Genomic DNA, 12,218 nt, shown 5'->3' on the forward strand with positions numbered 1-12,218 from the left:
TCCTATCGGAGCAGGATGAGGGTGCCGTTCGAGCGCCTTCCACCCTGGAGCAGCGTATAGATGTACAGGCCGCTCGCCACCGGCTGCCCGGCGCCATCACGACCGTTCCAGGTGGCTTCGTGGGCGCCCGATGCAAAATAGCCATCGGCTACCACAGCTACCAGCCGGCCGCGCACATCGTGCACCTCGAGGTGGATGGGGTCCACCCCGTCAACCCCGATTTCGAAGGGAATCCGGGTTTCCTCGCGGAACGGGTTGGGGTAGTTGGGCTTCAGGGTGAAGAAGCGCGCCGGCACTTCGTTCTCGATTCCAACACCTTCGGCCGTCGTAAAGGTAAAGGGAGATGACCAGTCGCTCACGCCGGCGCTATTCCGGGCGCGCACGCGCCAGTAGTAGCTCGTGAGTCCTTCAAGCTGGTCCATCACGAGCGTCGCTACGTTGATATTGGGCGCATTGATCACCAGTGCCGTGAAGTCACTCGTGGTCGCTACCTGTACATCTACCGTAGATGCGCCAGGTGCCGACCAGGCCAGCGAAGCCCCGCCCGGCACATCGCTTATGCCATTGGCCGGCGAGATAAGCGCCGGCGTCGCTGGCAGGAAGACGGTCGCCGAGGTGTACATCTCTACCGTCGCAAGCGTAGCGCCGGTGTTATCCCGACCGCCTAAAACGTACACCACATTCCCCACCCTCACCGCCACGAAGGACTCGCGGGGCGTGCTCATGGATGCGTCGGGCTCCCAGGCGTCACTCCCTGGATCATACCGATCCACCGTGGACACCACCTGGTTATTGGCCTTTCGACCGCCGATGGCCAGGATGCCACCCTGTACAGTCGCCGCGGAAAGGCCACCCCGTGCTATGCTGAGCGGAGCCTTTTCTATCGTCCCCTGGATATCTGTATAACTCTGCACGAGATCCACCGGTCCGAAGGCGTTAAACCCGCCGATCACGTAGGCGATATCGTCCAGCACCACCACTCCGAACGAAGCGCGGGGTACATCTAGCTCCCAATCCGAATCGTCCCACTCGCCGTCGTCGTCTTCGTATTGCTCCACACTCGTCAGAATCTGCTCATTCTCGTTGGAACCACCCAGCGCATACAGTTCGCCACCGAGGACAATCGCGGCCAGGCCTTCGCGAGCTTCTTCAAGGCCGCCAAAGGACTCCCAACGGTTTTCGCCGGCGTTGAAGACTTCCACGTCATGCGTGGCTTCGTTTTCGTCCGTGTTCCCGCCAATCACCATAAGCTGACCTTTAAAAACGACGGCTGCCCCGTTCTCGCGTCCTTTGCGCAGGCTCGCAAACGACTCCCAGGTGTTCGTATCTGGATTATACTGCTCGACCGTGCTTAACACCTGCCCGGTCGCCGTTCGCCCGCCGAGGACGTAAATCCGGTTCTCGTGGTATACCGCCATCTGGCCAGACCGCGCCGTTGACATGGAGGCTCGAGCCTGCCAGGTACCAGCCGTCTGTCCGTGTACGGCCACGGTCGGCATCAACCATGCAAACACAAGTACAAGGGACCAGGGGAAGTGCGCCTTCATTGCGATTGTCGTGAACAGGTGTTCAGAATTTGATCAGTTGGGGGGATTTTTGGGGGGTAACACCCTTGACTGCAAGCGGTGTACCATAATCTCGGAGCCATCCCAGTCGGATAGCTGCGGGCCCCGTTCGCTGTCCCGCGTCCAACCGGCTCCAGCTTACTGGCCGAGCAGGTCCTGCATCTTGTACGCTCGCTTCAAAACGTCCCCAGCGGCGACGCTGAGGCTCGTCTCCCATCGGCCGACATCGGGTAGTTCCAGCATGAGGCGGTGCTCCCCGGGCCATAACACGATCGGCGTTTCGAGTGGGGTGTCATCAACGTAGTTCCCATTGATGTAGACCTTCGCCCAGGGGATGACATCGAGTTCGAGTGTCCCCACCAGTCGCCAGAGGGATACATTCATCGTATCCGTCTGGCCAGGCGCCAGGGTAACCGTGGCGTCATAGGGTGGGAACGATGGATGACTCAGCCGAATGCGGTACGCGCCCGCCGGCCGCTCGATCGTTCGCACCGGCGGCACCGTCCCGAGGGAGTCGTTTTCGATGATGGCCTCGCAATAAGGGGTGCAGAAAATCGAGAGCTTCGCCAGCGAAGGGGAGGGCGGCAGAACAGAACTGGCTTCGGTCGTATCCGCCGGCGCCGTTGTGAGATCGAGGCCCGTCACGCCTACAGAATCCGAATCCGTGTCCGGCAGACGCACATCCGTCTCCGCGTCTCCACGCGCAGGGCGTTGCAACACCACCAGAGGCTCGGGCAAGGCAGCGCCCAGGGATACGACGGTATCACCGTCGGGGAAGATTGCCGTTGAATCCTCTACAGGAGAAAGGGCGGCGGCCACTGGAGGCTCTGCAACAGGCTCGTCGTTCCTTACCGCCCAGAGCGTCGCGGTCACCAGAAACAGGGCAACACCGAGCCATGCCGCATACACCAGCCGACGCGGAGCGCGGGCCACCCCGCGCTCGATCGTCGCAGCGGCAGGCCTACGGGTTGGGACACGGGCCGCCGCGACCACGAGCGGCGTGTTCAGACGAGCGGCAACCTCCTCCGGTTGTTCAAGAAAAGCCTTGAGATCCGCGGCGCCAGCCGGGTGAACGGCTGATTTCAGGTCTAGCAGATCCCCGGCCAGTTCGTGGGCGCTGGCGTACCGATTCTCCGGCGATTTCGCGAGCAGACGGCCACACATGGCTTTCATACCGTCCGGCACGTACGGATTGGCCTCCAGCACCCGCACCGGATCGTACTGCAACACGGCATCGATCACGCCGCTGGCGTCCCTGCCGGCAAAGGCCGATTGGCCAGCGAGCATTTCGAAAAACGTGGCGCCGAGTGAAAACAGGTCCGACGCGGCCGTAGGCACCGGGTCCATCAGGTACTCCGGCGCCATATAGGCCAGAGTCCCCCGGATTTCCGATTTCCCCACCCCGCCCTGATCGAGAGACGCCATCCCGAAGTCGGCGATCTTGACCTGACCCTCGTGGGAGAGCAGGATATTCGCTGGTTTCAGATCGCGGTGAAAGATGCCCTCCGCGTGCGCTGCCTCGAGTCCGGCTACAACCGCCGAGAGGATATACAGCGCCAGGGCCGGCGGCAACCGGTGGTCGGAAAGCAGGGCGGCGAGAGACATCCCCTCGATGTATTCGGCTGTAAAATAGGCGCCGTTCGGCGAACGGCCGAAGCCGTAGACGCTTACTACGTTCGGGTGTTGGATACGCGCCATCAGGCGCGCCTCTTCCTCGAAGCGCGCCGTCAGGTCTTCGTCGTGTCGCGCATCGGGGTTGATGACCTTGAGCAGGACAAACCGATCCAGCGACGCCTGGTACGCCTTGTACACGACCGTCCATGCGCTCCGGGAGAGTTCCAGGAAGGGCTTGACGTCCGTCAGGAAATCGGTAGGTCCCATTCTTTAAGCCGATTATGGATCCAGCCGCGCGAAACGCCCAGCCGGCGGGCCGTTTCGGATACGTTGCCCTCGCAGGCCTTCATCGCCTCCTCGACGACGCGCCGCTCGATGTCCGCGAGGGTCTGCCCCTCGTTGAGCATCTCATGATACGACCGTTTCAGCGGCTTGTCGCCCACGGGCAGGTTCATATCATCCACCCCCACAACATCACCCATCGTCATCACGACGGCACGCTCGATTGTGTTCTGCAGTTCGCGTACGTTGCCGGGCCAGGCATGGGCGCGCATCGCATCGATGGCTTCCGTCGTGAACCCTTTGATGTGCTCGCGCCGGCCGACGGCGTATTTGTCCAGGAAGAAATTCGCAAGCAGGGGGATGTCCATACCCCGATCCCGTAGAGGCGGCGTTGCGAGAGTGATCGTGTTCAGCCGGTAAAAAAGATCCTCTCGGAACGAGCCGTCCTTGATGAGTTGCATCACCGGTTTGTTCGTGGCCGACAGGATGCGCACGTCTACATGACGCACACTGTTTTCGCCAATACGTTTGATCTCCCCCTCCTGGAGCACGCGCAACAGCGCCGTCTGAAGGGACGGACTGAGGTCGCCCACTTCGTCCAGAAACAGGGTCCCGCCGTCGGCGGCCTCGAACAGGCCGGCTTTATCCGCCACCGCGCCGGTGAATGACCCCTTTTTGTATCCGAACAGCTCGCTCTCAAGCAGCGTATCGGGCAGGGAGCCACAGAACAGCGCCAGAAACGGTTTCTTCTGGCGGTGCCCGCTATAATGGATGGCGCGAGCGACCAGCTCTTTGCCGGTGCCGCTTTCCCCCTGAATCAGCACGGTGGCGTCGTTGTCCAGCACGCGCTCCATGATCGCATACAACTTCCGCATGGGCGGGCTCTGCCCGATCATCTCGGCGAACCCGTGTATGTGCTGCAATTCACTCCGCAACTGGCGATTTTCGTCGCGCAGGGTCTGGTACAGCCGTGCGTTTTCAATGGCAACGGCGGCGAGATTCGAGAACGCCTCGAGGAAGGGAAGATTTTCTTGCTTGAACCGGCTCCTGTCGGTGAGGCAGTCCATGTAGATCGCGCCGATCTGACGGTTCTTAAGCCGCAGCGGGACGCATGCGATGGATTTGATGTGCTGCACGACGATGCTTTCGGCCCCACTGAACCGCTCGTCCTCGAGTGCCTCGTGCACCAGCACGGGCTCGCCCGTTTGCAGGACGCGGTGTACCACGCTTGTGGAGATGCGGACGACGTCGCCGAGTTGCTCCTCGGTGAAGTTGATCGTGCTTCGGATTTCGAACCCGACGCGTTCAGTCTCCGAGCTAAGCAGCACAAACCCGCGATCGGCGCCAAGCGCTTCCATCGCGGCTTCCAGTACCTTACCCATCAGGGCGTCCGGCTCCTGGATGGAGTTCAGCGTCAACGCGATATCAAACAACGCGTCGAGGTTTGTGCGATAGTGGGGTTCAGCCGATGGCATGGCAGACGCTCCTGGTTATGACAGATGTACCCACCGGGCTTACTCCCCGGCAGTTACGGAATGCGGAAGCCGGCTTCACGGGAATGGCTCCGGTTGCCGAATTCGTCGACCACCGAAATCGTCCAGAAATACTCGCCGGCTGCCAGCGCGTTGGGTGCTTTGAACGACTTGGCAGCCGGAGGCAGGTTCTCGATGATCTCGACGACCGTCTGGATGTTCTCATCCACCCGCACGATGTCTAACCGATAGGTGTACGGAAACACCAAAAGCAGCGGCTCCCAGGTGAACAGCGGCGCCGCGTCGGCGAGCAGCGCCAGACTCGTAGGAGTCAGCGCCACGGGAGTCGGCGCGATGAGACGCGCGATCTGCCGGGCCCCACTCGCCGTGACGACGCCCGCTCGATCCCGCACGAAGAGCAGGTGGTCGTGGCCGAGCAGCGATTCTACCCCTACCGGGAGCGTACTTTCCTGGAGGATCGTGAGGTACCGACCCGGCACCGCGCTGGCCACCAACGTGTCGACCAGGCCCACGGCGGGCACCTCGATCCACACCCGTTCGATATCCGATAGTCCGTCTGGATCCCCCACCTCGGCCGTCACCTCTAACCGAAATAACTCCTGTGGCGGCGGCCACCAGCGGCTAATGTGGACCGATTGGATCTCCAGACGATCAACCGCTGGCAACCCATCCAGCCGAAGTTCCACCTGCGCGGTCTCGCCCACACGTACGGTACAGGTATCCACAACCGTGGCATAACCGGCCCGACTCGCCGTCAGAATGTATTCTCCTTCAGGTAGCTGATCTACACCGAACGCACCCCCGTCACGGGTCGTCGCGGTCACCGGCCCCGGCTCGATACGCACCTCGACTCCATCCAGTCCGGCAAAGGGTGGGTAAAATCCCGTAACGCGCCCACTCACGGCACCCACGCCCTCAAAGTCCTCCCCACGAGGGTCCAACGGGTTCGTACGCGACGCCCCGTCTAAACACCCCCCCAGGAGCAGCGCCAGCACCACCATGCCGGCCAGGGGCCACCCATCACACGGGCACAACATAATTACAGACCTCAGACGCGTACCTCGCATGCTGGCACAAGTTATCGCCCCGGCACACCGGGGACGGTTGGATACACAGGCCCGGAGCTGTCTCCCCATCGGTGTCCGTACGCCCGGGTGGTTGTGGCGTATAGACTTCGCGGGGCTCCTGTGACTACATGAAACGCTACCTGGTAAGGGGCAAACGTATGTTCAAACACCTTTGCAGCTATAACTGGCTTCCGCTTCAGGTTAAATCCGACTGACCTGAATACGTTTCGCCGGCCGGCGGCCGGGTCAAAGTCGCGCCCTGCACGGGGGATGCGATTTGCTCAATTGGGCCTTGCGAAGTAGATTGGGGGATTCAGGATAACAGTCGCCCTCCACCGTTACCCCCCTGTGTCCCCCCATGGCCGACTACGAGTTCGTCACAACGTGGCGCATACCCGCGCCCGCGCAATTTGTCTGGGACGAGATCCACGATGTGGAGCACTGGCCCGATTGGTGGAAGGCCGTCGAACACGTAGATACCCTCGAGGCCGGGGATCAGATCGGTCTGGGCGGCTTGCGTCGCATCGTCTGGCGAGGCCCCCTTCCGTACCGGATCACCATCGATGTACGGGTTACGCGCATCGCACAGCCGACCATGCTGGAAGGTGTCGCCACGGGCGATCTTACCGGGTGGGGCTGCTGGCAACTGACCAGCGAAGGGCGCTCGACCATTGTCCGGTTTGATTGGCGGGTGGACGCTACCCGCCGCTGGATGCGTGTCCTCGCCCCGCATTTGCGACCGGCCGTCCGCTGGAACCACGACGCCGTCATGCGCGCTGGCTACAAAGGCCTCCTTCGGCGCCTCCAGAAGGAGCTCGTGCACTGACGCCTACGCCTGCAGAACATGAAACGAATCGCCATTATCGGTGGCGGCGTCGCCGGCCTCACCGCAGCCCTGGCACTGAAGGGCGACGAGATCGAAGTCGTCGTCTTCGAAAAAAGCCGCGGACTGGGGGGCCGGGTGGCCAGCCGAGGCCGGGCGGGTATCCGCTACGATCACGGCGCCAATTATTTCTGCGCCGACAGCGATCGAGTGCAAAAGTTGGTATATGCGGACTTGCCGTCGGTCGACCTCATCGAAATCGCCGCACCCGTGCAGCCGTTCCCTCAAACCGGCCCGGCGCCAGCTCTCATGCCGGCCCCCCGACGACTCAACTATCGCCACGGCATCAGTCAGCTGGCCAAGCTCCTGGGCGCGGCATCGGGCGCTTCGATAGAGCACGAGGTACAGATCGAACGCCTGATGCACGTGAAGAACGGCTGGCGCCTCATAGCGGAAGGAGAGCGGGTGTTTAATGACTTCGATGCCGTGCTCCTTACCCCGCCAGCCCCCCAATCTGCCGTTATCATCGAAACGAGCGAGATGGACGCCACGCTGCGGTACACGCTCTCGAAAGCGCTGCGAAAAGCCCGGTACGAGTCGCAGCTGTGCTTCGTACTTGGATACGAAAGATTGGATATGCTGGAAGTTGACTGGTACGCACAGGTGGATACCGAACGCCGGCGGCCCCTCTCCTGGCTGGCGATGGAACACGCCAAGGCCGGCCATGTCCCAGCCGGACAGCACGTTCTCCTGATTCAGATGGCCTCCTCCTGGAGCACGCGCCACTATCTGGAACCCTTCGACACGCTGTTGCCCGATGTGCTGACTCAGGTCCGCCAGCTACTTCCCGCCCTTCCCGAGCCCGCGTGGCACGACGCTCAGCGGTGGCGCTTCGCACGGGCAACAACGCCGGCGGACATCGAGGCGCTCGCTGTCGGTCGCCCGCAGGGCCTCTTCTTTGCCGGCGATGCGATCGCCTCCCGCTCTCGGGTCGAACGGGCCATCGAATCCGGCCTGGATGCCGCGGGTGAGATCCGACAGGCGCTGGGCGTGTGAGATCTACGGGTCTGTATCGGAGCGCGGCGAAGTACGGGTGGTGTGTTCGGCCAGGTTCTCGACAATACCAGGGAGGGCGTCGACGGTGTGTACGATCACCGCGGCGCCGGCCTCCCGTAGCCAGGCCTCCTCCTGGTCGGCCGCGGTTTCGTGCCCCGCTGAGACGCCAATCCCCCATACGCCGGCGGCGGCGGCGACTGTCATATCTTCGGAAGAGGCAGACACGAACGCCGTTTCCCCCGGTTCGATGGGCCGGCCCGCGGCATCGAGGATCGCCAGGGCGCGCAACAGAGGATATGGATCCAGGCCGCCGCGCCCATCCTGCGCCTCGCGGGTGATCAGCAGCGGGAAGTAGCGTTTCCACCCGAATCTCTCGAGAATCCACTGCACCTCGGCGTCCGGCCTCGACGAGACAATGACCATCACGCGGTCCGACCGCTGAAGCCGTTCCAGGGTGCGTACCTGCACGAGAGGGGTTTCTTCCAGGACGACGCCATCCCAATTTTCGCCCCGGTATCGGCGCTGGAACTCATCCGCGACGCGGCCGGCGGAGACCTGGATGCCGGCGTCCGCCACGATGGCCTGTGTGAGGCGCCAATCGTCCGCGAACCCTCCAAGGATTTTGTATCGTTGGAGGGTTCCCGGTTCGATCGGGCGACCCGTGAAGTGGGCTACCGTTTCCTCGACGGCGCGGCGATACGATCGCGAAACGTCGACCAGTACGCCGTCGATTTCAAAAAAGAGGGCCTGAAGCTTCACGATAGGGGGCCGAGGTTACGCGAGGCTCCGGGCGCCGTTCGTTACGAATTCATGACGATCAGGAACTCATCGTTATCCCGCGTGCCGCGCATCTTGTCGAGCAGGAAGTTCATCGACTGGACCGGATCCATATCGGCCAGCAGCTTCCTGAGGATCCAGACACGGCTGAGTTTGGCCTCGGGCAGCAACAGCTCTTCGCGACGGGTGCCGGACTTGACGGTATCCATCGCAGGGAAGATCCGGCGATCGGCCATTTCGCGGGAGAGCACGAGCTCCATGTTACCGGTGCCCTTGAACTCCTCGAAGATAACTTCGTCCATTCGACTTCCGGTGTCGATGAGCGCTGTCCCGATGATGGTCAGCGACCCTCCTTCTTCCACATTTCGCGCCGCGCCAAAGAAGCGCTTGGGGCCGCGGAGTGCGCCGGCTTCGATACCGCCCGAGAGGGTTTTGCCCGTATTCGGCGCTACCGCGTTGTGTGCACGCGCCAGGCGGGTGATGGAGTCGAGCAGGATGATGACATCCTGGCCCGCCTCCACGAGGCGCTTGGCTTTTTCGAGCACGATGTCGGCCACTTCCACGTGGCGTTCCGGCTCCTGATCAAACGTGGAAGAGATCACCTCGGCCTGCACGTTGCGCATGGTGTCGGTTACTTCTTCCGGGCGTTCGTCCACCAGCAGAATGATCAGGTAACACTCGGGGTGATTTGTGGTGATCGCGTTGGCAATCTTCTGAAGCAGGATCGTCTTACCCGTCTTGGGCTGCGCGACGATGAGGCCGCGCTGACCCTTACCGATGGGCGCGAAGAGATCCATCACGCGCATGCTGTAATCGGTCGCATGGTATTCCAGCCGCAGTTGTTCTTCCGGATACAGCGGCGTCAGGAAATCGAAGCTGATTCGCTCTTCCAGCTCGGCCGGCGTGCGGCCGTTGATGCTGTTTACCTGGATGAGCGCAAAGAACCGCTCGCCTTCCTTGGGTGGGCGCACTTCGCCGTCCACCGTGTCGCCGAGGCGCAGGCTGAACCGTTTGATCTGCGAAGGCGAAACGTAAATGTCATCTGGACTGGGCAGGTAGTTGTATTCGGCGGAACGGAGGAAGCCGTAGCCGTCGGGGAGCACTTCGAGCACCCCGACCTTGTTGATCATGCCCTCCAGTTCTGTCTTATTCGGGTCGTAATTGGCCATGTATTTCGGCCGGCCCTCGTATACACGCTTGCGCTGCTCTTCGCGCGTACCGGTCATGGCCCGCTGCCGGCGGTTGTCGGGAACCGAAGGAGGTCCCCCACTGCCCGGTCGTTTCTCCGGTCGGCGCGGATCACGCCGTTCCATGCGGCGCGAATCGCGCTCGCCCGGACGTCCCGCGCTACGGGCGTCGCCCCGGTCTCCGCGAGCGTCGCGGTCCCGATCCCCACGGCTATCGCGGTCCCCGCGATCTCCGCGACTGTCGCGGTCGCTGCGGACTTCGCGATCTCGCTCGCCCCGGCTGTCGCGGTCGCTCCGTGTATCCCGGCTGTCCCGCTCGCCGCGGCTATCGCGGTCGCCCCGCGTATCCCGGCTGTCGCGGTCGCTACGCACCTCCCGATCTCTATCCCGGTCGCTCCGGGGCGCATCGCGGCTGTCGCGGTCGCTACGCACCTCCCGATCTCTATCCCGATCGCTCCGGGGCGCATCTCGGCTGTCGCGGTCGCTACGCCCTTCGCCGCGGGTTTCGTTGCGGCCATTGGACTTGCGGCCTTCATACCGATCGTCTGTCCTGCGCGGTGGAGTACGTTCGTTCAAGGTGCGAACCTCACCTCGATCGTTTCCCTTGCGGGTTCTGGAGCCCGAATCGTCCGGCGCGTCGCTACTCGAGCGCTCGTCCACTCGAGGTCCGCGTCCTTCGGGACGGGCGTCCCTCGGGCGGTACGAGCCACGGCTGTCGCCACTGTCGGGTCGCTCTTCCCGGGGCCGGTTCTCCTCATAACGCCGGCCGCCCTCGCGCCCTTCGCTCCAGGATTCGGTGCTGCTGCCCCGAGCGGGACGCTCCTCCGTTTCACGCGGCGTCCGTGCTTCCGCCCGAGGACGACGCTGTTCGCGCGGCGAAGCTTCGTCGCCGGCGCGGCGAGGCGCCGGCGTATCGGCGGCCGACTCGGTCCGGTCCCGCGCGGCGGCGGATGGGGCGGATGCCGGAGCACCCGCAGCCGGCGCGGCCGTGTGTGCTACGGCTTCGGCACGGGTCTCAAGGATGAGATAGATTAAATCCTGCTTTCTCAGCCCGGAATAACCAGTTAGGCCCAGATCCCGGGCGATATCTCTGAGGTCGGCGAGTTTTTGGTTCTGCAGGTCGGCAATTTTCATACAGCGTGGAAGAATAGATGCGGCAGGGGTGTTGTTGGCGTTCAGTGGAACCTCCGCTCTGGCATATCTGCGCGTACAATCCATCCTCGCGCGGTAGACGGCTCAGAAGTGAATCCAACAGGCTCGAAACACCCTCTCGTGAGGTTAAACCAGTCGTGAGATTAAACTAGAAGATCCTGAACTAGGTAGGAAGAAACCCGTAGGTAGAAACCAGAAGGAAGGAAGGACGCTATTCGGGGAGGTAGGCAGGGCCTGTGAAGCCTGGCTCGCGCACGGTTACCTTGGTGTTGGTAGACCTGGAGGGGTCGTACGCGGCGTCGCGTAGCTTTCTTGCGAAATGCTGACCTCGCAAGATAGCGCATCGTACCGTAAAATCAACGATTGACGCGGCCGCATTGGCAAAATTTCATCTGAGACCCCCATGAAGCCGTGCGTGATTGCGCCGGCGGCTGAGCCCTTTCGACGTATGAAGCGCCTCTCTGCCGGGCGCCTGCATGCTGGCGCGCCGGTGCTGGTTCGGTAAAGTGTGTTATGAAAGGTGAGGCCGGTTGAGGTCAGCCTCGGGAAGGACGTGCGCGGCGACATAATGTGAGCCAGTGATCAGCAAACCGTCTTCGGGCCTGCCCAGCCGGCGGAACCACACCATGGCGTCCTCGACGCTATCGGAACGTTGTACGGAAAGGCCGTGCCGCGCACATACAGCGGCCACCTCCTCGGGAGGCATCGCGCGCTCGACGCCGATCGGAACCAACACGACGCGCGCCCCGGCCTCCCTGAGCAATTGCGCCATGCGATCGATATCCTTATCCCGCATGACGCCAAATACGACGAACAATCGACCTCCGCCCCATGCTAGTTGTTCGTTCATAAACCGCAGGCTGGCGGAAAGACCGTCATGATTGTGCCCAACGTCCTGAACGATCAGGGGTTCCGTGGCCATCACATCGAGGCGCCCTTGAATGCCGGATAAGGCGCGTACGCGCCGCAAGCCGGCATAGACGACCTTCGCGCTGGCCCGACTCTCCTCCTCAAAAATAACTTCCGCCGCCCGCACCGCGACGGCGGCATTTCGCGCCTGGAACCGCCCCGGCAACGCCACATGCAACCCGACATACTGACGCACCGGCGTCGACAGATCCATCGTGATGCCGGCAAGCGACGCTGTCACATGGGCTATCTGCACGTCGCTATCGAGCGCCAGCAGGGGCGCGCCGACACGG

9 protein-coding genes are annotated in these 12,218 nt (G+C 62.6%); 2 read left to right on the top strand and 7 right to left on the bottom strand.

Annotated elements, in window-relative coordinates; all coding sequences use genetic code 11:
* Positions 1-2 precede the first annotated feature (2 nt).
* The 4 genes from SH809_03890 to SH809_03905 form a co-directional block, all read right to left on the bottom strand.
* A complete protein-coding gene (locus SH809_03890; protein MDZ4698827.1) occupies positions 3-1,547 on the bottom strand; it encodes a kelch repeat-containing protein in 1,545 nt (514 codons plus the stop codon).
* Positions 1,548-1,703: 156 nt separating this feature from the next.
* On the bottom strand, positions 1,704-3,446 hold the full coding sequence (locus SH809_03895) for a serine/threonine-protein kinase (protein MDZ4698828.1): 1,743 nt from the start codon (positions 3,444-3,446) through the stop codon (positions 1,704-1,706).
* The gene (locus SH809_03900) at positions 3,425-4,936 is read right to left on the bottom strand and encodes a sigma 54-interacting transcriptional regulator (protein ID MDZ4698829.1); all 1,512 of its coding nucleotides are present in this window, start codon (positions 4,934-4,936) and stop codon (positions 3,425-3,427) included. Before SH809_03900 ends, SH809_03895 begins: the two co-directional genes overlap by 22 nt.
* Positions 4,937-4,989: 53 nt before the next feature.
* On the bottom strand, positions 4,990-5,991 hold the full coding sequence (locus SH809_03905; GenBank protein MDZ4698830.1) for a carboxypeptidase regulatory-like domain-containing protein: 1,002 nt from the start codon (positions 5,989-5,991) through the stop codon (positions 4,990-4,992).
* Positions 5,992-6,379: 388 nt separating this feature from the next.
* Here SH809_03905 and SH809_03910 point away from each other — a divergent pair, with 388 nt between their 5' ends.
* Both SH809_03910 and SH809_03915 read left to right on the top strand, forming a co-directional pair.
* Complete coding sequence (locus tag SH809_03910) at positions 6,380-6,847, top strand: SRPBCC family protein (GenBank protein ID MDZ4698831.1); 468 nt, start codon at positions 6,380-6,382, stop codon at positions 6,845-6,847.
* Between the two features lie 18 nt (positions 6,848-6,865).
* Positions 6,866-7,900: an FAD-dependent oxidoreductase gene (locus SH809_03915; GenBank protein ID MDZ4698832.1), complete on the top strand. Its 1,035-nt coding sequence runs from the start codon at positions 6,866-6,868 to the stop codon at positions 7,898-7,900.
* Positions 7,901-7,903: 3 nt separating this feature from the next.
* Here SH809_03915 and SH809_03920 read toward each other — a convergent pair whose 3' ends face one another.
* The 3 genes from SH809_03920 to SH809_03930 all read right to left on the bottom strand — a co-directional run.
* Complete coding sequence (locus tag SH809_03920) at positions 7,904-8,659, bottom strand: HAD hydrolase-like protein (GenBank protein ID MDZ4698833.1); 756 nt, start codon at positions 8,657-8,659, stop codon at positions 7,904-7,906.
* 41 nt (positions 8,660-8,700) lie between these two features.
* The gene (gene rho, locus SH809_03925) at positions 8,701-11,082 is read right to left on the bottom strand and encodes a transcription termination factor Rho (protein ID MDZ4698834.1); all 2,382 of its coding nucleotides are present in this window, start codon (positions 11,080-11,082) and stop codon (positions 8,701-8,703) included.
* Between the two features lie 445 nt (positions 11,083-11,527).
* The coding region (locus SH809_03930; GenBank protein ID MDZ4698835.1) for a cyanophycin synthetase at positions 11,528-12,218 on the bottom strand (691 nt) is incomplete at its 5' end.

The sequence above is a fragment of the Rhodothermales bacterium genome (assembly GCA_034439735.1).
GTDB lineage: Bacteria > Bacteroidota > Rhodothermia > Rhodothermales > JAHQVL01 > JAWKNW01.